25 protein-coding genes are annotated in these 22,853 nt (G+C 66.1%); 9 read left to right on the plus strand and 16 right to left on the minus strand.

Annotated elements, in window-relative coordinates; all coding sequences use genetic code 11:
* Positions 1-10: 10 nt before the first annotated feature.
* On the minus strand, positions 11-2,230 hold the full coding sequence (locus C4E04_RS06735) for a transglycosylase domain-containing protein (protein ID WP_109596079.1): 2,220 nt from the start codon (positions 2,228-2,230) through the stop codon (positions 11-13).
* Positions 2,231-2,440: 210 nt separating this feature from the next.
* On the opposite strand from C4E04_RS06735, the gene C4E04_RS06740 reads away from it, so the two are divergent.
* On the plus strand, positions 2,441-2,944 hold the full coding sequence (locus C4E04_RS06740; RefSeq protein WP_109596081.1) for a YcgN family cysteine cluster protein: 504 nt from the start codon (positions 2,441-2,443) through the stop codon (positions 2,942-2,944).
* Between the two features lie 8 nt (positions 2,945-2,952).
* Here C4E04_RS06740 and C4E04_RS06745 read toward each other — a convergent pair whose 3' ends face one another.
* The 3 genes from C4E04_RS06745 to C4E04_RS06755 all read right to left on the minus strand — a co-directional run bounded on the left by C4E04_RS06745 (position 2,953) and on the right by C4E04_RS06755 (position 6,255).
* Positions 2,953-3,594, minus strand: a complete 642-nt coding sequence (locus tag C4E04_RS06745) for an FMN-binding negative transcriptional regulator (RefSeq protein ID WP_109596083.1) — start codon at positions 3,592-3,594, stop codon at positions 2,953-2,955.
* 114 nt (positions 3,595-3,708) lie between these two features.
* The gene (locus C4E04_RS06750) at positions 3,709-5,247 is read right to left on the minus strand and encodes a PAS domain S-box protein (RefSeq protein WP_245416257.1); all 1,539 of its coding nucleotides are present in this window, start codon (positions 5,245-5,247) and stop codon (positions 3,709-3,711) included.
* 129 nt (positions 5,248-5,376) lie between these two features.
* Positions 5,377-6,255 carry a folate-binding protein YgfZ gene (locus C4E04_RS06755; RefSeq protein WP_109596087.1) on the minus strand — a complete coding sequence of 293 codons (879 nt, stop codon included), beginning with the start codon at positions 6,253-6,255 and terminating at the stop codon, positions 5,377-5,379.
* An 86-nt stretch (positions 6,256-6,341) separates the two neighbouring features.
* Here C4E04_RS06755 and C4E04_RS06760 point away from each other — a divergent pair, with 86 nt between their 5' ends.
* Complete coding sequence (locus C4E04_RS06760; protein ID WP_109596089.1) at positions 6,342-7,676, plus strand: dihydroorotase; 1,335 nt, start codon at positions 6,342-6,344, stop codon at positions 7,674-7,676.
* A 296-nt stretch (positions 7,677-7,972) separates the two neighbouring features.
* Here the strand turns inward: C4E04_RS06760 and C4E04_RS06765 are convergent, their stop codons facing one another.
* The 5 genes from C4E04_RS06765 to C4E04_RS06785 all read right to left on the minus strand — a co-directional run bounded on the left by C4E04_RS06765 (position 7,973) and on the right by C4E04_RS06785 (position 11,533).
* Positions 7,973-8,782 (minus strand): prephenate dehydrogenase, encoded by an 810-nt coding sequence (locus C4E04_RS06765; RefSeq protein WP_109596091.1) that lies wholly within the window; start codon positions 8,780-8,782, stop codon positions 7,973-7,975.
* Positions 8,783-9,029: 247 nt separating this feature from the next.
* Positions 9,030-9,287, minus strand: a complete 258-nt coding sequence (locus C4E04_RS06770) for a hypothetical protein (RefSeq protein WP_109600865.1) — start codon at positions 9,285-9,287, stop codon at positions 9,030-9,032.
* A gap of 133 nt (positions 9,288-9,420) precedes the next feature.
* Positions 9,421-9,975 carry a TIGR02301 family protein gene (locus C4E04_RS06775; RefSeq protein WP_245416258.1) on the minus strand — a complete coding sequence of 185 codons (555 nt, stop codon included), beginning with the start codon at positions 9,973-9,975 and terminating at the stop codon, positions 9,421-9,423.
* The gene (locus tag C4E04_RS06780; protein WP_109596093.1) at positions 9,972-10,421 is read right to left on the minus strand and encodes an NUDIX hydrolase; all 450 of its coding nucleotides are present in this window, start codon (positions 10,419-10,421) and stop codon (positions 9,972-9,974) included. The genes C4E04_RS06775 and C4E04_RS06780 overlap by 4 nt, the downstream gene beginning before the upstream one ends.
* Positions 10,418-11,533 carry a citrate synthase gene (locus tag C4E04_RS06785; RefSeq protein WP_245416259.1) on the minus strand — a complete coding sequence of 372 codons (1,116 nt, stop codon included), beginning with the start codon at positions 11,531-11,533 and terminating at the stop codon, positions 10,418-10,420. Before C4E04_RS06785 ends, C4E04_RS06780 begins: the two co-directional genes overlap by 4 nt.
* Before the next feature lie 88 nt (positions 11,534-11,621).
* Here C4E04_RS06785 and C4E04_RS06790 point away from each other — a divergent pair, with 88 nt between their 5' ends.
* Complete coding sequence (locus C4E04_RS06790; protein ID WP_109596098.1) at positions 11,622-12,686, plus strand: citrate synthase/methylcitrate synthase; 1,065 nt, start codon at positions 11,622-11,624, stop codon at positions 12,684-12,686.
* 7 nt (positions 12,687-12,693) lie between these two features.
* Here C4E04_RS06790 and C4E04_RS06795 read toward each other — a convergent pair whose 3' ends face one another.
* The 5 genes from C4E04_RS06795 to C4E04_RS20835 all read right to left on the minus strand — a co-directional run bounded on the left by C4E04_RS06795 (position 12,694) and on the right by C4E04_RS20835 (position 15,844).
* Positions 12,694-13,404, minus strand: a complete 711-nt coding sequence (locus C4E04_RS06795; protein WP_109596100.1) for an RNA polymerase sigma factor — start codon at positions 13,402-13,404, stop codon at positions 12,694-12,696.
* Positions 13,405-13,481: 77 nt separating this feature from the next.
* Positions 13,482-14,024, minus strand: coding sequence for a plastocyanin/azurin family copper-binding protein (locus C4E04_RS06800; protein ID WP_109596103.1), 543 nt, complete (start codon positions 14,022-14,024; stop codon positions 13,482-13,484).
* Positions 14,021-14,449, minus strand: coding sequence for a DUF5602 domain-containing protein (locus tag C4E04_RS06805; protein ID WP_245416260.1), 429 nt, complete (start codon positions 14,447-14,449; stop codon positions 14,021-14,023). Before C4E04_RS06805 ends, C4E04_RS06800 begins: the two co-directional genes overlap by 4 nt.
* 101 nt (positions 14,450-14,550) lie before the next feature.
* Entirely contained in the window at positions 14,551-15,273 is a 723-nt protein-coding gene (locus C4E04_RS06810) for an SDR family NAD(P)-dependent oxidoreductase (protein ID WP_109600871.1), read from the minus strand.
* A 412-nt stretch (positions 15,274-15,685) separates the two neighbouring features.
* Positions 15,686-15,844: a hypothetical protein gene (locus C4E04_RS20835; protein WP_162559303.1), complete on the minus strand. Its 159-nt coding sequence runs from the start codon at positions 15,842-15,844 to the stop codon at positions 15,686-15,688.
* A 124-nt stretch (positions 15,845-15,968) separates the two neighbouring features.
* On the opposite strand from C4E04_RS20835, the gene C4E04_RS06815 reads away from it, so the two are divergent.
* Positions 15,969-16,343 carry a nuclear transport factor 2 family protein gene (locus C4E04_RS06815; RefSeq protein WP_109596105.1) on the plus strand — a complete coding sequence of 125 codons (375 nt, stop codon included), beginning with the start codon at positions 15,969-15,971 and terminating at the stop codon, positions 16,341-16,343.
* 45 nt (positions 16,344-16,388) lie between these two features.
* On the opposite strand, the gene C4E04_RS06820 is transcribed toward C4E04_RS06815, so the two are convergent.
* Positions 16,389-16,745 carry an energy transducer TonB gene (locus C4E04_RS06820; RefSeq protein ID WP_109596107.1) on the minus strand — a complete coding sequence of 119 codons (357 nt, stop codon included), beginning with the start codon at positions 16,743-16,745 and terminating at the stop codon, positions 16,389-16,391.
* Between the two features lie 668 nt (positions 16,746-17,413).
* Here C4E04_RS06820 and C4E04_RS06825 point away from each other — a divergent pair.
* Positions 17,414-18,895, plus strand: coding sequence for a PAS domain-containing methyl-accepting chemotaxis protein (locus C4E04_RS06825; RefSeq protein WP_109596109.1), 1,482 nt, complete (start codon positions 17,414-17,416; stop codon positions 18,893-18,895).
* A 53-nt stretch (positions 18,896-18,948) separates the two neighbouring features.
* Here C4E04_RS06825 and pdxH read toward each other — a convergent pair whose 3' ends face one another.
* Entirely contained in the window at positions 18,949-19,557 is a 609-nt protein-coding gene (pdxH, locus tag C4E04_RS06830) for a pyridoxamine 5'-phosphate oxidase (protein WP_174219257.1), read from the minus strand.
* A 98-nt stretch (positions 19,558-19,655) separates the two neighbouring features.
* On the opposite strand from pdxH, the gene C4E04_RS06835 reads away from it, so the two are divergent.
* From C4E04_RS06835 to C4E04_RS06850, 4 genes are all read left to right on the plus strand, one after another.
* Positions 19,656-20,117: an RT0821/Lpp0805 family surface protein gene (locus C4E04_RS06835; RefSeq protein WP_109600873.1), complete on the plus strand. Its 462-nt coding sequence runs from the start codon at positions 19,656-19,658 to the stop codon at positions 20,115-20,117.
* A 169-nt stretch (positions 20,118-20,286) separates the two neighbouring features.
* Positions 20,287-21,246, plus strand: coding sequence for a DnaJ C-terminal domain-containing protein (locus C4E04_RS06840; protein ID WP_109600875.1), 960 nt, complete (start codon positions 20,287-20,289; stop codon positions 21,244-21,246).
* Between the two features lie 165 nt (positions 21,247-21,411).
* Entirely contained in the window at positions 21,412-22,236 is an 825-nt protein-coding gene (gene fabI, locus C4E04_RS06845; RefSeq protein WP_109596113.1) for an enoyl-ACP reductase FabI, read from the plus strand.
* A 2-nt stretch (positions 22,237-22,238) separates the two neighbouring features.
* Positions 22,239-22,832 carry a histidine phosphatase family protein gene (locus tag C4E04_RS06850; protein WP_109600877.1) on the plus strand — a complete coding sequence of 198 codons (594 nt, stop codon included), beginning with the start codon at positions 22,239-22,241 and terminating at the stop codon, positions 22,830-22,832.
* Positions 22,833-22,853: the final 21 nt, after the last annotated feature.

Raw genomic sequence — 22,853 nt, forward strand, 5'->3', positions numbered from 1 at the left:
GCATGGCCCGTCACGGCATGGCGAAGCGCCGCGAGGCCCGCACCACCTCTTCCTGCGTGCCTGACGTGCGCATCGGGTCCTCCGCCTTCGTTGCGGCCGCCGGGCGGGCTGCCGACTGGAAGAGTGTGCTGATGGTGCCGAGAACCTCGTAGGAGCGGCGCGACAGGGTGCCGGCCAGATAGGCCTGCTGCATGGCGGAGGCCTCATCCTGAGCATTGCGGTTGGCCGCGACCTTGGCGTTGCCGCCCGTTTCGAGGCCCGGAAGCGGGCGGATTTCGAGGTTCTGGTGGCCGAAGGCCATCACTTGCTGCCACGTCATGGCCGGCAGGGTGCCGCCGGTCATGTTGTTCATGGGGCTGTGGTCGTCATTGCCGTACCACACGGCGGCCACGAGATTGCCCGTGAAGCCGACGAACCAGGCGTCGCGATAGCCGTTCGTGGTGCCGGTCTTGCCGGCTGCGCGGATGCCATCGAGCTGAGCGCGCTTGCCGGTGCCTTCGTCGACCACCTTGTTGAGCATGAAGTTCATGGCGTTGACCACCCGCGGCTCCAGCACCTGGGGCTGGGGCGTATCCGTGGCATGGCGGTAGATCACGTCACCCTGTGAGTTGTGCACCTCCCAGGCGGCGTAGGGCGGTGCCTTGCGGCCCCCATTGGCGAAGACCGCATAGGACGAGGCCATGTCGATGACCGTCACCTCAGCCGCCCCGATGGGCAGGGAGCTCGAATCCGTCAGCGGATGGGTCAGGCCCATCTTGCCCGCCATCTCGATGATCTTGGCGCGCCCGGCCTTGGCGTTGCCTTTGCCGATCTGGAGGGACATCCAGACCGGAATCGAGTTGATGGACCGGGCCAGGGCTGAGACCATGGGCATGCTGCCCGAGAAGGAGCGTCCATAGTTCTGCGGGCACCAGTTGCCGAGGCAGATCGGCTTGTCGACCACCGTGGACGAGGGGGTCAGCTTCGGGTCGGCGGTCAGCGCCGTGGCATAGACGAAGGGCTTGAAGGACGAGCCCGGCTGACGCAGGGCATCGGTAGCGCGGTTGAACTGGCTCTGGCCATAATCTCGCCCGCCGACGATGGCGCGCACCGCACCGTCCACGTCCATCACCACGAGGGCGCCCTGGCCGGCCCGGTATTCGCGGCCGTGCTGGCGGAGCATGTTCTCCAGGGTCTCCTCCGCCTGGGCCTGGAGGGCCGTGTCCAGGGGCGTCTTGATCGTGAGGACGCGGTCATTGCCGAATTTCTTTTCAGCCGCGAGCTGCTTCACCTGCTCGAAGGCCCAGTCCAGATAGAAATCGGGGGTCGTCTCGCGGCTGCGGTTTACCGGGGTCGCCGGGTTGCGCAGGGCGGTCTGGATCTGTCCTTCGGTCAGGAACCCGGCCTCCACCATGTTCCGCAATACATCGTTGGCGCGGGCGCGGGCGGCCGGCAGATTGATGTGCGGGGCATATTTCGTCGGCGCCTTGAAGAGGCCCGCCAGCATGGCGGCCTCCGCCAGGGTCACGTCCTTGGCAGATTTGCCGAAATAGTAGTCCGCCGCAGCCACCACACCGTGTGCGCCGCCGCCCATATAGGCCCGGTCGAGATAGAGCTTGAGGATCTGGTTCTTGGTCAGGTGGTGCTCGAGCCAGACGGCCAGAAAGGCTTCCTTGATCTTGCGCTCGAGGGAGCGCTCGTTGGTGAGGAAGAGGTTCTTGGCGAGCTGCTGAGTGATGGAGGAGCCGCCCTGGACCACGCCACCGCCCTGAGCATTGACCACGAGGGCCCGGAAGGTGCCGATCGGGTCGATGCCCCAATGATCGTAGAAACGCCGGTCCTCGGTCGCGAGCGCGGCCTTGACGAGGTAGTCCGGGAAATCCTCAAGCTTGTAGGAATCGTCGAGCCGGATGCCCCGGCGGCCGACCTCCTGGCCGTAGCGGTCCAGGAAAGTCACGGCGAGGTCCTGGGTCTTGAGCCAGTCTTCCTCGGTCTCGCGGAAGGCCGGCAGCGCCAGCGCCAGCATGACGACGCCGCCCGCAAGGCCCAGGGTGGTCGCCTCGCTCGTCAGGTCGAGGAGGGCACGGGGTGCGCCACGAAACCGCAGGCACTTTGCGAAATCCGAATAAGCCTCCCAGCCTCGTGCGAGCTTCTGCCCGCTCTGGTACAGGGATGTGTTGAGCCAGGCATCGAAAGCCAGGGCCGCGCGCTTAATCTTCGTTTTGAACGGCGTACGGGGCTGCGGGCGCACGGGGAGGTCCTTCGGGCAGGTCGGATGACCTGGGGGCTTGCGGTGATCCTTAACCCTCCGTCCGGCGGGACACCGTCGCGGAGGCTTCTATTAACAACTCACGAAAAGGCTTGACGGTTCATATGGTTTCGTACCCTTGCCCATAAGGCCGAAATTCCGCCATTCCCCGCTTCCCTCAAAGTGCCGTAAAGAAAGGGTTGAGACCTCTTTATGGATACCACAGCTGTCGTAACGTTAAAGCCTGAAGATTTGCCCTTCTGGAAAGTAAAGTCCTTGGAGGCGATGTCCGCCGACGAGTGGGAGAGCCTGTGCGACGGTTGCGGCCGCTGCTGCCTGGTGAAGCTCGAGGACGAGGATACCGGGGAGGTGCTCTACACGGATGTGGGCTGCACCCTGCTCGACGACCAGACCTGCCGCTGTCGCGACTATCCCAACCGGCAGGCCAAGGTTCCGGACTGCGTCCGGCTGACCCCGGAGGCGGTGCGTGGCCTGTCCTGGCTCCCGGCCACCTGCGCCTACCGGCTCCTGGCCGAGGGGCAGGATCTGTACTGGTGGCATCCCCTTGTGTCGGGCGATCCCGAAAGCGTGCATGCGGCCGGAATTTCGGTGCGGGACCGGGTGGCTGGGCCCGAGGAGGATTTCACCGTTCGGGAACTTCTGGAGCGCCTCGTCGACTGGCCGGCGGAGGATGCGGACGAGGACCCGCGCCCTTAAGGCCCTTCTCAGGATTTGGCGCCGCGCGCCTCCACCAGCTCCGCCATGGCCTCCGATCGCTCATCGGCCAGGCCGCGCAGGCCCGCGCTCACGCCCTGGCGGTCGGCTTCAGGGCGGTTCTGGCTGACCTTCCACTTCGCCTCGATGCGAGTGATCTCGATGGCGATGCCGACGATTCCCTTGAGCTGGGCCGTGACGAAAGGCTCGGGCGCATCGGTCACGGCCCAGGGAGTAGGGAACGGGGCCTCGTGCCGGGTCGTGAGGGCCGTGACCTGGTCGAGGATCCAGGCGGGATCCTCGAATACGCTGATCCGCCCATAAGCCTGGACCATCGCGTAGTTCCAGGTCGGCACGACCTTGCCGGTCTCGCGCTTCGTTTCGTACCAGGACGGGGTCACATAGGCGTCCGGCCCCTGGAAGATTACCAGAGCCTCCGCACCGGGCTCCACGTCCTGCCATTGGGGATTGGCCCGCGCCAGATGCGCCTTGAGTGTGCCCTGCGGGGACGCTGCCTCGTCGAGCAGGAACGGCGCAGGATTGGCAACAAGTCCCGATCGTCCCGCCGTCACCAGCAGGCCGAACGGATGGGAGCGGATGAACGCGTGCTGGACCTCCAGGCGGTCCTCGCGGAAATGCGGCGGCTGGTACATGGCGGGCCCATCCTCGTCTCGTCCGATGTCATAGGCGCAACGATGGGCCGCCGACCAATCAATTTTCGCGCCGGCAGACATCACGGGGGACGATGGGCAGGGCCCAGGCGGGCTTCAGCCCCTCGCTCTCAGAACACGCAGCTTGTCGGCAAGCTCCGTCCAGCGATAGGGCTTGCTGATGAAGGAGGCCCCTTCGGGCAGCCCTTGGGTGGGAAGCGTGGAAACCGGGTAGCCGGACGCGAGCAGGATTTTGACCTTCGGGCGCAGGCGCTGGGTCTCCTTGGCGAGTTCGAGCCCGCTCATGCCCCGCGGCATCACCACGTCCGAGAACAGGACGTCGATATGCCGGTCGCTCTGCAGCACCTCGAGGGCCGCGAGAGCGTCCACGGCAGTCAGGACTTCGTAGCCGAGACTATCGAAGATCTCACTGGCAATCTCGAGCACTTCCGGCTCGTCCTCGACGATCAGGACGGTGCCCGCGCTCTGCCTGATTTCACGATCGTCCACGGCATCCTCTCGAGAATCGCTCTCCCCCTCCTGTGCCGGAAGCAGCATGATGATGGTGGTGCCCTTTCCGGGCGTGCTGTCGATCTCGATGTGACCCTCCGACTGGGTCACGAAGCCATAGACCTGGCTCAAGCCCAGGCCGGTGCCCTTGCCCACTTCCTTGGTGGTGAAGAACGGCTCGAAGGCGCGGCTTGCCGCCTCCGGCGACATGCCTGTGCCCTGGTCGATGACCGCGATGCGGACGTAGGCGCCGGGCTTCAGGTACTTGGCCTCCCTGTCGCCTTCACGAATTACGACGTTCCGCGTCTCGATCATCAGGGTACCGCCACCGGGCATGGCGTCCCGGGCGTTGATGACGAGGTTGAGAAGGGCGGTCTCGAATTGCGGCCCGTCGATGTTCGAGGACTTGAGATGCGGGTCCAGAGAGACCGAAAAATCGATGGTCTCACCGCAGGCCCGGTGCAGCACGGGCTCGAAGCCCCGGATCAGGCCGTTCGGATTGTTCAGCTCGGGCTGGAGGGGCTGCCGGCGCGAGAAGGCCAGCAATTGCTGCGTCAGCTTCGCGCCCCGGTCGGCCGCGCGCTGGGCGCTCTCGATCAGGCGCATGTCGCGCGGTTCCCGGGCCGTGCGGGTGAGCAGATCGAGATTGTTGACGATGATCGTCAGAAGATTGTTGAAATCGTGCGCGATCCCGCCCGTGAGCTGGCCGACGGCCTCCATCTTCTGGGACTGGAACAGGGCGGCCTGCGCCTGGGCGAGCGCGTCCTGCGCCTGTTTTCGCTCCGAGACGTCCCGCGTGATCTTGGCGAAGCCGAGCAGGGTCCCGTCCGCGCCCCGGATGGCGTCGATGACGACGTGGGCCCAGAAGCGCGTGCCGTCCTTGCGAACACGCCACCCTTCGCCTTCGAATTTCCCCTGGTCGGCAGCGGTCTTGAGGGCACGGAACGGCAGGCCGGTGGCGCGATCCTCGTCCGTGTAGAAGCGGGAGAAGTGCTCGCCGATGATCTCGTCCTCGGTGTAGCCCTTGAAGCGTTGCGCTCCCGTATTCCAGCTCACGATGGTGCCTGACGAGTCGAGCATATAGATGGCGTAGTCGGTGATCGACGCCAGAAGAAGATGCAGCTGCCCTTCGTCGCGCGCTGCCATGCGTACTCTCGTTACTGAATCCATTAAGATCGCCCGATCACGCTGGTATACCGTCTGTCTGGTTATGCCGGGTCCGGTTGTCCGGTAACGCAACCGGGGACCGAGCGTTCCTAGGGCTGCCGAACCCGGTCAGGCCCTCTGTTCGATTTCACCCGGGAAAGGAAAGCCTATCCATTCAGGCTTGTCCAGAACGACCGCGATTCCTCCCGCCCGGATCGTCTCGCCCGCCGCGAGGGCATCGGCGGCCCTGTCGAGGCGGATCATCAGGAGACCACGCCCTCGGGCGCCCGTCCCGGTCTTGCCGAGAATCTTGTCTCCGGCCGTCACCTCGACGCCGGCCTCGGCCGCAAAGCCTCCCTCGTAGGTCGCCGGCACGATCCGGGTCCGGGCCGTGCCCCGATGCTGCATGCGCGAGACGACCTCCTGGCCCACGTAGCAGCCCTTGTCGAAATCGACACCGTGGAGCTGGTCCATCAGCGCCTCGTGCGGAAATGCATCGCCGAACAGGAAATCCCGCCCGCCTTCCGGAATGCCGAGGGCAATGCGGCGGGCGTGGTAATCCTCTGCCGAGGCCGTGGTGAATTCGGCCGCATCCTCGGCCGCCACGATGGCGCGCCAGCCCAGGGCCGCAAGGCGCGGATCTTCCGTGACGAGGCCCGCTTCGTCGGCCGGAGGCGGGGCATCCCACCCGGCCACGACGGCCAGCATGTCCGACTTGTCCTCGACTGCGACCTTGGCGCGGAGCTTGTAGAAGCCGAGCCGCTTGGCGAGATCGGGCGCGAAGACCTTCATGACGTCGAGAAAGTACCCGCCGCCGATCTCCGGTGGAGCCTCGAAGACCATGAAGTCGAACAGGATCTTGCCCTGGGGCGTCAGCAAAGCCCCCAGCCGCGCCCGCTGTGATGTAATTTTGTCCATGTCACAGGTGACAAGGCCGTCGAGGAAGGTCTTGGCATCCTCTCCCGAGACCTTGACGACACCCCTGTCGGTGAGATGCGCTGACGGCATATGCGGCTCCGGCGATCTGTCTTGTTGCTCTTGTTCGAAGCGTGACATATGCCCGGACGGCACCAGCCTTCAAGGGACGAGACCTCATGCCCCAGACCTTCGACCTGATTCTCAAGGGCGGCATCGTCGTGAATCACGACGGGCGCGCGGAGCGCGACGTGGGCGTACGGGGAGGCACCATCGCGGCGATCGGCGACCTGTCCCGCGCCTCGGCCGGGCGGGAAGTGGACTGCAAGGGCCTGCATATTCTCCCGGGCGTCATCGACACGCAGGTCCATTTCCGCGAGCCCGGGCTCGACCACAAGGAGGATCTCGAATCAGGCTCCCGCGCGGCCGTGATGGGCGGCGTGACGGCCGTGTTCGAGATGCCCAACACCGATCCCCAGACCACGACTCCCGAGGCCCTGGCGGACAAGATCGCGCGCGGTCGCGGCCGGATGCATTGCGATTTCGCCTTTTGGGTCGGCGGCACCCACGAGAATGCACGGCATGTGGCTGAGCTGGAGCGCCTGCCGGGCGCCGCCGGCATCAAGGTCTTCATGGGCTCCTCCACGGGCTCGCTCCTGGTCGAGGACGACGAGGGCATCGCCCAGATCCTGCGCCGGACCCGCCGCCGCGCCGCGTTCCACTCGGAGGACGAGGCTATGCTGCGCGCTCGTAAGGACCTGCGGATCGAGGGCAACCCGCGCTCCCATCCGGTCTGGCGCTCGGCCGAGGTGGCGCTCGCCTGCACCCAGCGCCTCGTCAGGATCGCGTCCGAAACGGGCGCGCGCATCCATGTGCTCCATGTCACGACGGCCGAAGAGATGGCTCTCCTGAAGGACCACAAGGACCTGGTCTCCGTGGAGGTGACGCCGCATCACCTCACCCTGGTGGCGCCCGAATGCTATGAGCGCCTCGGCACCTATGCGCAGATGAACCCGCCCGTCCGCGACGAGAACCACCGGGCCGCTCTCTGGCAGGGGCTGGACGAAGGCATCGCCGACATCCTGGGCTCGGACCACGCGCCGCATACGAAGGCCGAGAAGGACAAGACCTATCCCAATACGCCCTCCGGCATGACCGGGGTGCAGACCCTGGTCCCGATCATGCTCGACCACGTCAATGCGAGCAGGCTCACCCTGGAGCGGTTCGTCGACATGACGAGCGCCGGCCCCAAGCGCCTGTTCGGCATCGCCCGGAAGGGCCGCATCGCCGTAGGCTACGACGCCGATTTCACCGTGGTCGACCTGAAGCGTCGCGAGACCATCACCAACAACTGGATCGCCTCCACGTGCGGCTGGACTCCCTATGACGGGGTCACGGTCACCGGCTGGCCCATCGGCACGGTGGTGCGCGGCAACGTGGTGATGTGGGACGGCTCCCTCGAGACGCCCGCTCAGGGAGACACCGTCCGCTTCGAAGAGACGATGGGCGGGTAGGGCCTTTCGCTTCCCTTCGCCGCGCTCCAGGTAAAGCGGCGAGATCGCGCGCAATAGCGACGAGCCGCGCCGGGATTCCCTCCCCCTTGTGGGGAGGAGAGCGGCGCGGCGCTCCCCGCGTCATTCCGGGATGGTCCAAAGGACCAGGCCCGGAACCCATAACCGTTGACAGAACAGGATAAAGCTCAGCGTTTGCCGTTGCCCTTATTCTGCAAAGTTGGTGTTTATGGGTTCCGGGCTCCGCTGCGCGGCCCCGGAATGACGGAGGTGGCCCCGCAAGGACGGAGCCTTACCCATCACATCGTGCGGTTCGACGGCAGACCCACCGGTTTCAGCACGTCCCGCGCGGCCTCCACGAAGGCATGCATCACCTCGGGGCCGTAGGGATTGTCCGAGATGATAGTGCGGAAGAGCTCGTCCGAGTCGTGGCGCACCATGTCGACCATGTGCTGGAGATGGCCGAAGGAGGCTGTCGTCAGGTCGAGCCGGGGCAGCGCCATGGCGGCCGTCACGCGCCCCAGGAGATGGGTGAGGCCCTGCACATAGGCCATCTGCCGGTCGTGCTCGTCGGCGGTTGTGCGGATTACATGAAGTCCAAGATGACGGCGAAGGAAACGGGCGGCCACGAGGCTCTGCGCGCAATCATCGGCACAGAATGCGATGCGCAGGCCCACGATCCCGTTCCGGCCGCTCTGGGGGCCGAACAGCGGATGAGTGCCGACCAGTCTGGTCCCTGAGGGAAGCTCTTCCCGCAGGATGGCCAGGGGCTCGGTCTTCACCGAGCAGAGATCGACCACAAGGGTGCCGGGGCTCAGATGCGGTGCCATGGCCCGCGCGACGGCGCGGAGGCTCCGCAAGGGAACGGCAAGGACGACGATGTCCTGCCGGGCGGCCGTTTCCAGGTCCACGGCTTCGACATTCCACCGGGCCGAGAGCGCGCCGAGGTCGTGGCGGGAATCGTGGATCCGCAGATCGAAGAAACGCCGCAGATGCGGCAGGCTGAATTCGCCGAAGGCGCCTACGCCCACGAGGGCGAGGCTGCGCCGTCGTTGCAGAAGTTCGGCGTCGTCAGCCAGCGGGGAGGTGAGGAGGTTTTGCGTGCTCATGCGGTTCTCGGAGGCTTTGTCCGCCGCAGGGCATTGCCGAAATGAAAACGCCGCCTTGCGGCGGCACCATTTCGACGAAATCGATCGACCCGTGCCGCTCCTATGGGGAGGGCCGGTAATACGAAACAGCAAAAGGCAGGGTCGTGATCATGGCCGCATCATCCCCGAAATCCGGCGCGGGTCAAGGCCCATCACTCAGCCGGACATCCCGGGCCAGCCATGCGTCACGGAGCAGGCCCGGTCGGCTTCAGTGCTTGAGGGCCGTCGAGAAGCCCCCGCTGCGGATCTTATCCGGCAGGCTGGCCGCGTATTCGGCCACGGCGTCTTCGCCATAGGTCGCGACGAGCTCCGCAAAGGCGGCGAAAAGGGCAGCCTGCGCCATGCAGTCGCCGTCGAGGCCGTCGAGCTCGGCTTCGGCAAAAGCCTCGGTCACATAGCTCAGGGCAGCCTGCTTGATGGCGCTGAGTTCGGGCAAGTCGGGGAGGAGGGCGTCGTTATCGTTCATGATCCAGGGCCCCATCGCGCAGGGGCGGCGCGTGTTCGGTTGTCCCGAATGTAGTGAGCGCACCGACCCACCGCCACCATCTCCTTGCAAAGAGGTTAATGCGAGAGGGCATCCACGGAAAAATGTGGATAAATCAGCCGCCGTAACGGCTGGTGATGGTGCGCGCGAGGGTCTCGCCCTCCTTGAGATAGCGGTTCGAGGCCTCCTGAGCGGAGGCTGTGCAGATGCGGTAGGTCAGCGCATAGGCCTGGTAGCCCTTGTTGTAGGCGCCGGCGAGCCGCTCCCGCCGACCGGGCGTCGTGCCCTCCGCGTCGAGCAGGGCCTGCATGCGTCCCTGCCATTCTGTGCCGTCGGCGGCGGCGCAGAGGGGGCGCAGAAGTGCGAGGGAGCCCATGATCTCGGCGAGCCTGAGCAAATCCTTCTCGTAGGGAGCGGGCGGCGGCTCGACCGGGGGCGCCGGCTCGGCCTTCTGCTCCTTCTCCTTTTCTTTCGCCTCCTTCGGGGGAGCCGAGCGCTGGTTCTGCGGCGCCCGGCGCTGCGGGCGGAATTGCGGCTGCGGCCGCAGCTGAGGCTGGGGGCTGAGCTCCGGCTGTCGGGGCGGGCCGAAGAGCCGCTCGAAGAAGCCCTGCGCGCTCGCGGGCTGGGTAGCCGTCATTAGGACTGTGCCGAGCAGAAGAATCCGCTTCACCGCGCGGACTCCCGCCGGTCGAAGGCGAAAGCCCGTTCCAGAATGGCCGCTAGGCCCGGTGTCGTGGGCAGGCCGACGATGTCCCGTTCCGTAACCCAACGGATTTCCTTTGCTTCCGGGCCTGTCCGAGGTTCGCCCGAGACCCAGCGCGCGGCATGGGCGGCGATGACGATATGGTGCTTTATACGGCCTTCCCGATCCCTTTCAATGAATTCGAGGGGAGCGATCAGACCGATCAGCTTGGCCTCAACACCGACCTCCTCCCGAAGTTCCCGAAGGGCCGCCTCGGCCAGGGTCTCGCCGATCTCCACCTGTCCGCCGGGCAGGGAGAAAAGGCCCTCGGAGGGTGGCTTGCCGCGGGCTGCCAGGAGGGCCCGGCCGTCGCGGAAGACCGCCACGGAGGCGGCCAGGATCGGGCGGGAGGGATAAAGGCGCGACTCGGTCATGAGGGGTTCTCCTCCGCCAGCACATAGCGGGCGCGGGGGCGGATCAGGGTGGCCTGGCTGCGCTGCTCGATGGCATGGGCAAGCCAGCCGGCGGTCCGCCCGATGGCGAACAGCGCAAAGGATGCCCCGGCCGGAAGCCCGTATGCCCGCTCCAGCATCACCAGGGCGGCGTCGAGACTGGGCCTGTCGCCCGTGGCGCTCTCCACGGCCTGCAGGGTCGTAGCGTCGGAGGCGAGGAGCGGAAGTCTTTCCAGGAGCGCAGGTGCCCGTGGGTCCCCGTCCGGGTAGAGCCGGTGCCGGAAGCCGGGGGCCTCGGCGGCCCGGGGTGCCTCGAGGAAGGTCCGGACCCGCTCGATCATGCCCCCATGATGGGGCCCGCTCAGGGCCGCGAGGCCGGCGATGACCGCATTGCGCAGGGAGGTGCCCGTGGAGGCCGTGACCCGCACGGCGAAAGCCGAGGCGCTGAGTTCGTGATCGGCGCTGAGCACCAGGGCGCGGCGGATCGCATCGGCCGCCCGAGGCGCCCTCCAGGCCGCAGCAAGGTGCTGGTGGATGGGCTCGGCGCCCGGATCGGCGCCGCTTCCGGCCGCTGTCACGAGACGCAGGATCGTCGCGACCTCTGCGGCCCGGGCCTCCATCGGGACCGGGGCGGACAGGAGGCGAACCGCCTGGGTGACGAAATCGTACGGGCCGAAAGCAGGACCGGGCAGAGTGCCCACCACGTTCCTGACGAGCGGCGAGGGGGCCTGGAAGGCGGCACGGTCGAGGCCGCCGATCAGCAAGAGGGCCGTCTCCTCCAGGGTCGCGGTCTCGGCCAGCCGGATCGCATCCAGCTCCCGATAGTACAGGTGCCCGTCCTTGATCTGGGTGATGCTGGTCTCCAGGACCGGGAGCCCCCAGTCCAATGCCGTGGCGGCTGCTGCGGCCGGGCGGCGGAAACGCGCCTTGCGCTCCGCCAGCGCCGTGACGTCCTCAAGGGAATAGAGCTTCTGGCGAGGATCGTGGGGCGACGCGAAGGAGCGGATCAGGCCCCGGCTCACATAAGCATAGAGGCTCGCCCGGCTGATGCCGAGGCGGCCGGAGGCCTCTTCGGCCGAGGTCAGATCGAGCAACTTCGTTCCCATAGGTTGATATGTTGATTCAAGATTGACCGCTCCGCAATGGCGGCGTGATGCTCCGCGTCGAAAAAGGAGATGCCTCATGTCCATCGGACTCGACGATGTCATTGCCGCCGAAACGGTTCTCAGCCACGTGGACGGGGAGGCGGGGCGCCTCATCATCCGCGGGCACGATCTGGAGGAACTGGCGGGCCGTGTTTCCTACGAGGATGCGGTCGCGATGCTCTGGGAGGGTTTCGTGTCCTTGAGCGATCCGCGCGCCGCGCTCGGGAAGGGGCGCGCACGGGCCTTCGCGCTCCTGTCCGGCCTCGCGCCCCGGCTGCAAGGCCTCTCGCCGGTCGAAGGAATGCGCCTTCTCCTCGCAGCGCTGCCGGATGCGGAGCCGGACCATGGGCCCCTGGCCGTTGGCGCCGCGGCCGTCGCGGCCGCCATGGCGGTGCGGGGCGCGCAGGGGCTGCCACCCATCGCGCCCGACCCTGCAGCCGGACATGCGGCCGACCTCCTGCACATGCTGCGCGGAGAGCCGGTCGACGAGGGTGACGCGAAGGCGCTCGATACCTATCTGGTGACCATCCTCGACCACGGCCTCAACGCCTCGACTTTCACGGCGCGGGTCGTCGCGTCCACGGAGGCAGGGCTGCTCTCGGCGGTGGTCGCCAGTCTCTGCGCCCTCAAGGGACCTTTGCACGGCGGTGCGCCGGGGCCAGTGCTCGACATGCTCGACGCCATCGGCAGCGCCGACCGGGCGGAGGAGTGGCTCGACGCGGCCATCGCCCGCAACGAGCGGCTGATGGGGTTCGGCCACCGAGTCTACCGGGTCCGCGATCCGCGGGCGGATGTGCTGAAGGGCGCGGTGTCGCGCCTGAAAGGCCGGGACAACCGCATCGCCTTCGCGGAGGCCGTCGAGGCCGCGGCCCTGCGGGTGTTGGCGCGCCGCAAGCCCGGACGCCGGCTCGACACCAATGTGGAGTTCTACACCGCCCTGTTGCTGGAAGCTCTCGGCGTGCCGCGGGAAGGCTTCACGCCTCTCTTCGGCGCCGGCCGGACGGCCGGCTGGGTCGCTCATGCGCTCGAACAGGCCGGGACCGGCCGCATCATTCGCCCGCAGTCGCGCTATGTAGGACCGCGGCCGGCAGAAGCCGCCTGAGGCGCACTCATTCCTGCGGCAGATCCTCAATGCCGATCCGCCGCAGGACCGCATCGGTGATCCGGTTGCAGCGGGCGCCCGCGAACGGGAAGGCGTCCACGAGTGCGGACGAAAGGGTCTCGTGAAGGGCCTGCCTGAGGAGCCTGCGGGCGCGGTGCAGGCGCGTCTTCACGGTCTCGGGGCGCAGGCCGAGCTGCGAGGCGGTTTCCTCGATGCTCATCTCCTCCATGTCCCGCAGCACGAAGACGATGCGGAACGGGACTGGCAGACGGTCGACGGCCTGCTCCAGAAGGCGGCGGACCTCCGCACGGGCGGCCGCTGCTTCCGGGTCGTTATCCCTATGGGCCGTCGGCAGGGCGATCACGCGGGTGTCTCCTTCGTCTCTGAGCCGGTCGAGGTGCTCCACCTCCACAGTCGGGCGCCGTTGCCGCACCCGACCGAGCGCCTCATTGAGGGCGATCCGCGTCAGCCAGGTGGAGAGGCGCGCCTCGCCTCGAAAAGCGTCGAGATGCATAAAGGCCCGGACATAGGTCTCCTGGACCACGTCCTCGGCCTCCGCGTCGTCCGCCAGGACACTGCGTGCGACCCGATAGAGGCGGCGGTTGTAGCGGCGCATGATCTGGCGAAAGGCCTCACCGTCACGGGCGAGGGCGCGCTCGACCAAAGCTGCGTCATCCAGATCGTCCAACACGACCGGCGCGGTTGCGGTGCTCGGCATGGCGGGCCCCTCCCTGGTCCTTAGATGGAGCAAGGACGCGAAGGTTCCCGGGAGTTTCGCTCATCGCAGCCGCGGCGTCACGTATGGCGCACGATACCCCTGCGCAGGATCTCGTCGACCGCCGGGAAGGCGCGCAGAGCCTCGTCGGGAACTGGCTCGCCGCCTTGGGAGGCCGACGACGAGACGGTGCTTCCCCCAAGCCCGCCGGGGCGGCCCACCACGATCCGCCCGACCATGCCGGCATGCTCGTGCGGAATGCAGAAGTAGTCGTAGGTCCCCTCCACCGTGAGCGTGACCGAGAAGCTCTCGTCCGGCAGCAGGTAATCCGAGTTCCAGGGGGTGGCGCCCGCCGGAATGCGCAAGGGGCGGTCGGAATTCTGCGGGTGGTAGGCGGTGGACGTGTGAGAATTGCCCGGATCGCGATTGATCCACCGGACACTCTGGCCGGGCCGGATGAGGATTCCGATCGGGTCGAACCAGACCTGGGATCCGTCCGCATTGCCCCGCATCACGATCTCGACCGTATCCTCCGCCCATGCCCGGCCGGCCAGGCGAGCGGCCAAGGGAGCGGCGAGGAGAACCCCGCCGACCCTGAGGATATGGCGCCGGGTCGGCGTCATTTCGCCACCCGCGCCTCGTCGGCCTTGGAGACGTGCCACAGAACCACATGGGCGTGGGGCTTTTCGACGCCCGGATGGCCGGCATTGTAATAAACGTCCACATGGTCGACCTTGCCGCCGGGCGCCGCGAGATTGTCGAAGCTCTTGTCCTTGTTCGACAGGTCCTCGATGGGCAGCATGTAGACGGTGCTGACGAGCTTGCCGTTATGGTCGTAGGCCAGGAAAGGGCCGGCCGGCAGGGTGTTCGGGTCCACATAGAGCTGGCCGAGCCCGGGCAGGAAATCGGGCAGCTTCACGAGGGTGCTCACCTTCTTGTAGGCGCCTGAGGGCGGCGCCTTCTCGACCTGATCGGCCGCAAATGCGGGCAAGGTGAGCGCAGGCATGGCGAGCGCCGCAATGGCGGCAACGGCGAAGCGGAGAAACATGGCGACATCCTCTCTCTTGCCGGGCGGCAGGCCCGGCCTGTCGATTGGATGAAGCTCCGTGCGAAAGGTTCCCGGTTCCGATCTCGGCCGGGAGAGGCGCCTCAGACGTGCTGCCCGCCGTTGATGTGCAGCTCCGCGCCGTTCACGTAGGACGAAGCGTCCGTGCATAGGAAGTAGATGGCCTTCGCGACCTCATCGGTGGTGCCGAGGCGGCGCATGGGGATCTGCTCGACGATCTTCTCCGTGCCGGGCGAGAGGATCGAGGTGTCGATCTCGCCGGGCGAGATGGCGTTGACGCGTACGCCCAGGGGACCGAAATCGGCCGCCATCTCGCGGGTCAGGGAGGCGAGAGCCGCCTTCGAGGTGGCATAGGCCGCGCCCGCGAAGGGATGGACCCGGGAGCCCGCGATGGACGTGACGTTGACGACCGAGCCCTTCGCCCGGGTCAGCTCGTCCACCAGGCCGCGGGCCAGCATGATCGATGCGAAGAAGTTCACCTGGAACACCCGCACCCAGTCCTCGTACCGAGTGTCCAGAGCCCCCAGGCGGGCGCCGCCGGGCCCCTTGGGCGAAATGCCCGCATTGTTGACGAGGGCGTGGAGCACGCCGCCCTCGGCCGCGAGGCGCCCTTTCACCTCTTCGATGGCCCGGAGCGTGTCGTTGGCGTCCGCGAGATCGACCTGAAGGTGGTCCTCGGGACCCATCTCCCAGGGGCAGTTCTCCGGAAAGGCGTGGCGCGAGCAGGTGATCACCCGCCAGCCCGCCGCCGAGAAGCGCTTGACGGTGGCATGGCCGATGCCCCGGCTGGCGCCGGTCAGCAGCATGATGCGGCGGGAATTCTGAGACGTCGTGGGCATGGCGTCCTGCGGGCTGCCTGTGGGAACGGGCGCGGACCCTAGCGTGCCGGAGGCCGCAGGTCCATGGGTGCCAAGCCTCCTATGCTGCAATCAAGTGTCGGGGTCGGACCGCCTGGGCGCACCTGGCAAATGAAAATGGATGCGATCCTTTTCCAATTTGTCGAATTGTTACATGATCTCAGTAATATGCTGAGTTCGAATGCAGGGCGGAAGTGGAATGCTATCCCGATTGTTGAGAGTGCTGAAGCTCGGGTTTCTGGGATTATGCTGCATCTTGGTCGGATATGGGATTGGACGCGGAAGCGTCCTGAGCGGCCAGAGCACAATTCTCTCGACAGTAGAGAAGTCTGTCGATGCCTCGACAGGCCCCTTTATGTGCTCACTCCAGCAGCATGGAAATGTCGGTCGTTATCTCCGTGAGGTGGGTGTGGAAACCGATCGCTTCGACGATATTCGAACGCTTGACAATGAGAATATGCTCGTGGTGTTCGACGGCCGTGTTTTGCGGGCCGTGCGGTTCACGACGTTCGGCCCCCATCTCTCGGAAGAGAAGTGCTCCCTGATCGATTGATGGCTGCACCGGATTGCGGATGGCCTGACCTGGATGTCATGAAGTGACTGCGCCCAAATGGCGCGTGAAAACGAGTGTCTCGGAGAGACCCATGCAAGTGCCGCCGCCCGTCAGGGCCTATGTGGATGCCTATAACGCTCGGGATGTGGAGGGAATGCTGCGCGCTCTCGCAGAGGACGTGCATTTTCAGAACATTACTGCCGGCTCCGTGAATGTGGAGACGAACGACATCGGTGCATTCGCGGACCTTGCGAGAACGGGCGCTACAGCTTTTCAAGAGCGCCGGCAGGAGATCGTGGCCTGCATCGTTGTCGGCGACCGCGCCATGATCGAGGTCGATTACAGCGCCGTTGTCGGGGCCGACCTCCCCAACGGCTGGAAGGCCGGGCAGGCCCTGCGCTTCAGGGGCAAAAGCTATTTCGAGCTTCGGGACGGCAGGATCGTCCGAATCGTGGACGAGATCTGAAGGACGGGAGCGGGATCGTTGCCCGGGAGGTTGCGACGTTCAGCGTCAGGGCCCGGTTTTGAATTCCATGATCAGGAGTTTCCACTCGCTGTAGGAGCCCTGGAACCTATCCGGAATGAGAAAGGGCGCGCAGCGCTGGATCGCACGGACGGCAGCCTTGGCGATATCCGAGTCAGGTGTCGGTTCGAGGACCTTCGGCGCTTGCAACAGCGAACCGTCGCGGCGGAGACGGATTTCAAGACGGGCTTTGCTCGACCAGGACGTGACGGGCGCCGTGAAGCACCGCGTAGCTTGCTCGAACATGATCTGGAAGAAGGCTTTTCGCTGTTCGGCGTTCAGCGCATGGGCCGGCATGACTCCCAGAAGACCGGCCAAGGCGAAGGCCAGGATCATTCGCATCATGCGTGCCTCTTTCCTGGACCGCCTCGCACTTTTGGGTTCCAGTCTGCCGTCACGTCGCGGCCCTCTCCGCTTACCCTATAGATTGAATGGAGAGGTAGGAATACGGTCAAGTTCATTTGACCGGTTTCAACGCCATTCGGAAGGGGGCGACGGAGTGTGGAGGGGCGGGCTTGATCCGAAAGCCGCCGCGTGTTTGCCCGACTGCTAATCCCTTGTTTTGCGCCAGGCTGGGGCGGGACCAAGCCCGCCCCGATGCTGTCAGAGAATCATAGGAGCCTCCTTCCGAAGACGGGTCTTATGTCGCTCCGACGGGGCCGCTGAGGCTGTGCGCGGCAGCACAGCCAGACACTGGCTATTCCGTAAGGGGAGATGGCTCGTACTGAGGCTACGTCGTCGGATTTTTGGAGAGCGTTCATGGCGCTCCCAGGTCTACGATGGGAATATCGGACAACGCATCCACGGGCTTCCGCAGGGTTTGTCGATCAGGGTGAAGTCAAGCGTTGGCAGGGCCGGACATTCTTCCTGAACGAGCCGCTCGCTTTACAATTTATTCTTACTTTCAAGATAAGGAGTTGCGGCGCACCTGACATTGCATGGCGGCCCGTCGACGTCTCCACACGGTCATGCGCTTATCCGCACACATGACCCTTCCTAGGGAAGACAGCGCCATGTTGAACTTTCGTTCCGCACGCGACGCGAAGGCCAAGCTCGCAGCGCTGGATCGGTCACAGGCCATTGCCGAATTCGAGCCCGACGGCACCATCCTGACGGCCAACGAAAATTTCCTGGCGTTGCTCGGCTACGCCCTGGACGAAATCCGGGGGCGGAATCACAGTTTATTCGTCGACCAGGCCACGCGCGACAGTCCGGAATACCGCGCCTTCTGGGATTCTCTCCATCGGGGCCAGTATCAATCGGCCGAATACAAGCGCATCGGGAAGGGCGGACGGGAGGTATGGATCCGGGCGACCTACAATCCGATCCTCGGACGCAACGGCAAACCAGGCAGGGTCGTGACCTTCGCGACCGACATCACCTCGGGCCGGCTGCGCAACGCCGATTTCGAGAGCAAGGTTCACGCCATTGACCGGTCGCAGGCGGTCATCGAGTTTCTGCTCGATGGCACCATTTTGACGGCCAACGAGAACTTCCTGAACGTGATGGGCTACAGCCTGGATGAGATCCGGGGGCGGCATCATGGGATGTTCGTCGATGCCGCGTACCGCGCCAGCAGCGCATACCAAGATTTCTGGGCTTCACTCGCCCGCGGAGAATATCAGGCGGCCGAGTACAAACGCATCGGCCGGGAGGGGCGGGAGGTCTGGATCCAGGCGACCTACAATCCGGTCTTCGATCTGAACGGTCGGCCCAGCAAGGTGGTCAAGTTTGCCACCGACATCACCGCCCAGGTCCGGCAGCGTCTCCTTCGCGCCGAGCTTCAGAACTCTATCGCCCGCGAGCTGGGCGAGATCACCAGGGCGGTGACCGAGGTCACACAACAGGCCTCCGGTGCTGCGGGCGCGTCGAGCGAGACCTCCGCGAATGTCACGGTCGTGGCGGCGGGAGCCGAGGAACTGGCGGCGTCCATCGGCGGGATCCGCGAGCAGGTCAGCCAGGCTCTTGCGATCTCGACCGAATCCGTGACGCAGGGCCAGCAGACGACCGCTATCGTGTCCGGTCTGGCGGTCTCGTCCGAAAAGATCGGCGAAATCGTCACCCTGATCGGATCCATCGCGTCCCAAACCCATCTCCTCGCGCTCAACGCGACGATTGAGGCTGCTCATGCCGGGGAGGCTGGGCGCGGCTTTGCGGTGGTGGCGTCGGAGGTCAAGGAGCTTGCCATGCAGACGGCCCGGGCCACCGAGGAAATCGGCCGGCAAATCGCGCAGACGCAGACCGCGACCCATCAGGTCGTCAAAGCCATCGAGACGATCACGGCGACGGTCATGAGGATCAATGCGATCTCGATGGCGATCTCGCAGGCCGTCGGAGAGCAGTCTGCGGTCACGCAGGCGATGTCGACCACCATGCGGACCGCCTCACAGAGCGTATCGTCGATCAGCGGCAGCATCGGCGAGATCGCCCGCTCGGCGGGGCTCGTCGACACTGCGATCGGCAAGATGCGGGAGGCCTCCATCGCCATGGCCTGATTGGCCGCCGGAAAGGCGAAGCCGGGCCCGATCCCGGCCCTGTGCCTTCTGGATTACGGATAAAGCCGCGTCTTCCGCCAGCCATCGCCTTCACGCTTGAAGACCACGCGGTCGTGGAGGCGGAAGGGCTTGTCCTGCCAGAACTCGATGGAGACCGGCGCGATGCGGAAGCCCGTCCAGTGAGGCGGGCGGGGCACTTCGCCGATGGCGTATTTCGCGGCGGTCACGGCCACGGCCTTCTCCAGGGCGAAGCGGCTCTCGAGGGGGCGGGATTGCTGGCTCGCCCAGGCGCCGATGCGGCTGTCCCGGGGACGGCTCTGGAAATAGGCATCCGCCTCCTGGTCGCTCACGAGGGTCACCGGGCCCCGTGCCCGCACCTGGCGGCGCAGGCTCTTCCAGTGGAGCACAAGGGCGGCCTTCTTCTGGCCGAGGAGCTCGCGGCCCTTGTTCGATTCCGTGTTGGTGTAGAACACGAAGCCGTTCTCGTCGAAGCCCTTCAGGAGCACCATGCGCACGTTCGGCAGGCCGTCCGCGTCCACGGTCGCGAGCGCCATGGCGTTGGGGTCGTTGGGTTCTGAGCGCGTCGCCTCCTCCAGCCAAGCTGCGAAGAGGGTCCAGGGCTCGTCGACTTCGGTAAAGTCACCGCTTTTTAACTGATTCAAGGCTTTATCCTGGTTGTGACCAATTCGTTCCGGGGGACCGACGCCGCATGAGGGCCGATGCGCGCCGTTATAGATCAGCCGCCGTCCTGGGCGAAGCGGTGAAAATTGCCGCCGTCGCCCTGATCGCCCTCTCGACAGGGGCCTGCAGCTTCACCTATGGCCTCGTCGGCTACCAGGACGAGGAGCCGGTCGCCACGGGCTCCATCGCGCCGAAGGCCGTTTCGCCCCTTTCGCCGGACCTCAACGAGGAGGATTGGCGCCGGGCCAAGGCGGCCCTTGCCGTTGCGCTTGATCCGCAGGGAGCCGGCACTCTGGTGTCCTGGGACAACCCGGACACGGCCCATAAGGGCAGCTTCTCGCCGTCTAGCCCGCCCTTCGTGAAGAACGACGAGGTCTGCCGCGCCTTCTCGGCTCACCTGGCCGGTTCGGCCACCCTCGAAGGCACCGCCTGCCGCCCCTCCGGGGGCGATTGGGCGATCAAGGACCTCAAGCCTGCCAAGGCGAAGAGCGCCGAGAAGGCTTCCGAAAAGCCGTCCGGAAAAGCCTCCGCGGAGAGTTGAGGGGCCATCCGCCGCAAGGCAAAGGCGGCTGGCTCAACGAATTCCGCCAGACCGTAGCCGTTGCAAACGCGCAACACTTTCCCATATGGTCCTTGAGAGCCGGTGGGGCGGCGGCTGCGTCTCCTCCCGCGTCCGGGCACCCCCAAATCGACGGCTGATGGATTTCACGATGCGTAACCCCTACGACATTCTCGGCGTGCCCCGCACGGCCAGCGAGGCGGAGATCAAGAAGGCTTTTCGCAAGCTCGCCAAGACCTATCACCCGGACCGCAACAAGGACGATCCCAAGGCGAAGGACAAGTTCGCGGAGGTGAATTCCGCCTATGAGATCCTGGGCGATGCGCAGAAGCGCGGCCAGTTCGACCGGGGCGAGATCGACGCGGAAGGAAAGCCGCGCTTCCAGGGCTTCGAGGGTTTCGGGGCCGGACGGGGCGGCGGGGCCCGGGGCGAGGATGTCTCAGGTTTCAATTTCGGCTTTTCCGGCGGGGGCGGTCCCTTCGGCGGTGGGCGCCGGCGCGCCGCTGGCGATGCGGAGGACGACATCTTTTCCCAGCTCTTCGGCGAGGCCTTCCGCTCGGCGGCCGAGGGGGGAGCGCGGCGCGGCCGCGCAAAACCCCAGCAGCAGAAGGGTGAGGACGTGAACGCCACCCTCACGGTCACGCTCGAGGAGGTGGCCGGCGAGGCCAAGAAGCGCCTCCGGCTCCCGACCGGCCGGGATGTGGACGTGGTGATCCCGAAAGGCGTGGCCGACGGCCAGGTGATCCGCCTGCGCGGCCTCGGCCAGGGGGCGCCGGGCGTCGATCCGGGCGATGCCCTTTTGACCATCCGCATCGCGCCCCATGAGCGCTTTACGCCCGAGGGATCGAACCTGCGCCTGCGGCTGCCGATTGAGATCGAGGAGGCGGTGCTGGGCGGCACGATCCGCGTTCCCACCCTCACGGGCGCGGTCGAGATGGCGATTCCGCCCCTGACCAATTCCGGCCGGACCTTCCGGCTGCGCGGCAAGGGCCTGCCCGGCAAGAGCGGGGCGGGCGACCTCCTCGCCACCGTCGAGATCAAGCTGCCCGAGATCGTCGACGAGGACCTGATGGACTACGCCCGCAAGCGGCGCTCCGCCAAAGCGGGCTGATATCCGCCGGGTCGATTCCTGCCAATCGGTCCCCGCCGGGACCGCATATTCCGTTACGGAAAAACCATTTCCCGGGGGAAGTCCGCGAGGTGGCTTCCCCCTGGCGACACTGTCGGTTAAAGAAGCCTTCGTTTCGACGTGTCCAGCGACGGTTTAAGGTGAAACATGGCAGAGACAACGGCGCCCGGCATCCTGGCCGGAAAGCGCGGCTTGATCATGGGGGTTGCGAATAACCGGTCCATCGCATGGGGCATCGCGCAGGCGGCCCGCAAGCATGGAGCGGATCTGGCCTTCACCTATCAGGGCGAGGCCCTGAAGAAGCGGGTCGAGCCTCTGGCGAAGGAGCTGGACGCGGCTGTCGTCGGCCATTGCGACGTGACGGACGGGGAGAGCATCGACGCGGTCTTCGAAGAGGTCCGCAAGCTCTGGGGCTCCCTCGACTTCGTGGTCCACTGCATCGCCTTCTCGGACAAGGACGAGCTCACCGGCCGCTATGTGGAGACCAGCGAAGGCAATTTCTCCAAGTCGCTCCTGATCTCCTGCTATTCCTTCACGGCCATCGCCCAGCGGGCAGAGAAGCTGATGACGAATGGCGGCTCGCTCCTCACGCTCACCTATTACGGCGCCGAGAAGTGGATGCCCCACTACAACGTGATGGGCGTCGCCAAGGCGGCGCTGGAGGCCTCCGTCCGCTATCTGGCGGCGGATCTCGGCCCCCAGAACATCCGCGTCAACGCCATCTCGGCAGGCCCGATCAAGACCCTCGCGGCCTCCGGCATCGGCGATTTCCGCTACATCCTGAAGTGGAACGAGTACAACTCGCCCCTGCGCCGCACCGTCACGACCGAGGAGGTGGGCGAGACTGCCGCCTATCTGGTCTCCGACATGGCCCGCGGCATGACCGGCGAGATCCTGCACGTGGATGCCGGCTATCACGTGGTCGGCATGAAGAACCCTGAGGCACCTGACCTTTCCCTCGACAAAGAGTGACCGTGACTGCCGGCCGCCCGACGATCTACTTCATCCGCCACGGCGAGACCGACTGGAACCTCGAGGGGCGCCTCCAGGGGCAGAAGGACATTCCGCTCAACGACCTCGGCCGCGTCCAGGCCGAGGAGGCGGGCCGCCGCCTCCAGGCCCTCGTGCCCCAGGTCGAGGACCTGGACTACGTGGCGAGCCCGATGCTGCGCACCCGGGAAACCATGGAGCGCCTGCGGGCGTCGCTCGGCCTCTATCCGGACTATTACCGGCTGGACGAGCGCCTCGTGGAACTCACCTTCGGGGCCTGGGAGGGCATGACCTGGAAGGAAGTCCGCAAGCAGGAGCCGGCCCTCGCCGCCCTGCGGGAGCGCGACAAGTGGAACTACGTTCCCCCAGGCGGAGGCGAGAGCTACGCCATGCTGGCCGATCGGGTGCGCCCGATCCTCGACGACCTGACCCGCGACACCGTCCTCGTGGCCCATGGCGGCGTCGCCCGTGCGTTCCTGGCAGTCGCCTGCGGCGTCTCGACCCGCCACGCAGCCAGCATCGACATCTGGCAGGGCAAGGTGCTGGTGATCGAGGGGCGCAACCACCGCTGGGCCTGAGCTCGGTCGATTATTGTCAGG

The sequence above is a fragment of the Microvirga sp. 17 mud 1-3 genome (assembly GCF_003151255.1).
Classification (GTDB): domain Bacteria; phylum Pseudomonadota; class Alphaproteobacteria; order Rhizobiales; family Beijerinckiaceae; genus Microvirga.

Coding starts and splice junctions, on each gene's coding strand:
- C4E04_RS06740 (WP_109596081.1), top strand. CDS start 2,441: ATGGATACCACAGCTGTCGTAACGTTAAAGCCTGAAGATTTGCCCTTC.
- C4E04_RS06745 (WP_109596083.1), bottom strand. CDS start 3,594: ATGTACCAGCCGCCGCATTTCCGCGAGGACCGCCTGGAGGTCCAGCAC.
- C4E04_RS06750 (WP_245416257.1), bottom strand. CDS start 5,247: ATGGCAGCGCGCGACGAAGGGCAGCTGCATCTTCTTCTGGCGTCGATC.
- C4E04_RS06755 (WP_109596087.1), bottom strand. CDS start 6,255: ATGCCGTCAGCGCATCTCACCGACAGGGGTGTCGTCAAGGTCTCGGGA.
- C4E04_RS06760 (WP_109596089.1), top strand. CDS start 6,342: ATGCCCCAGACCTTCGACCTGATTCTCAAGGGCGGCATCGTCGTGAAT.
- C4E04_RS06765 (WP_109596091.1), bottom strand. CDS start 8,782: ATGAGCACGCAAAACCTCCTCACCTCCCCGCTGGCTGACGACGCCGAA.
- C4E04_RS06770 (WP_109600865.1), bottom strand. CDS start 9,287: ATGAACGATAACGACGCCCTCCTCCCCGACTTGCCCGAACTCAGCGCC.
- C4E04_RS06780 (WP_109596093.1), bottom strand. CDS start 10,421: ATGACCGAGTCGCGCCTTTATCCCTCCCGCCCGATCCTGGCCGCCTCC.
- C4E04_RS06790 (WP_109596098.1), top strand. CDS start 11,622: ATGTCCATCGGACTCGACGATGTCATTGCCGCCGAAACGGTTCTCAGC.
- C4E04_RS06795 (WP_109596100.1), bottom strand. CDS start 13,404: ATGCCGAGCACCGCAACCGCGCCGGTCGTGTTGGACGATCTGGATGAC.
- C4E04_RS06800 (WP_109596103.1), bottom strand. CDS start 14,024: ATGACGCCGACCCGGCGCCATATCCTCAGGGTCGGCGGGGTTCTCCTC.
- C4E04_RS06805 (WP_245416260.1), bottom strand. CDS start 14,449: ATGTTTCTCCGCTTCGCCGTTGCCGCCATTGCGGCGCTCGCCATGCCT.
- C4E04_RS06810 (WP_109600871.1), bottom strand. CDS start 15,273: ATGCTGCTGACCGGCGCCAGCCGGGGCATCGGCCATGCCACCGTCAAG.
- C4E04_RS20835 (WP_162559303.1), bottom strand. CDS start 15,844: ATGGGGGCCGAACGTCGTGAACCGCACGGCCCGCAAAACACGGCCGTC.
- C4E04_RS06815 (WP_109596105.1), top strand. CDS start 15,969: ATGCAAGTGCCGCCGCCCGTCAGGGCCTATGTGGATGCCTATAACGCT.
- C4E04_RS06820 (WP_109596107.1), bottom strand. CDS start 16,745: ATGATGCGAATGATCCTGGCCTTCGCCTTGGCCGGTCTTCTGGGAGTC.
- C4E04_RS06825 (WP_109596109.1), top strand. CDS start 17,414: ATGTTGAACTTTCGTTCCGCACGCGACGCGAAGGCCAAGCTCGCAGCG.
- C4E04_RS06840 (WP_109600875.1), top strand. CDS start 20,287: ATGCGTAACCCCTACGACATTCTCGGCGTGCCCCGCACGGCCAGCGAG.
- fabI (WP_109596113.1), top strand. CDS start 21,412: ATGGCAGAGACAACGGCGCCCGGCATCCTGGCCGGAAAGCGCGGCTTG.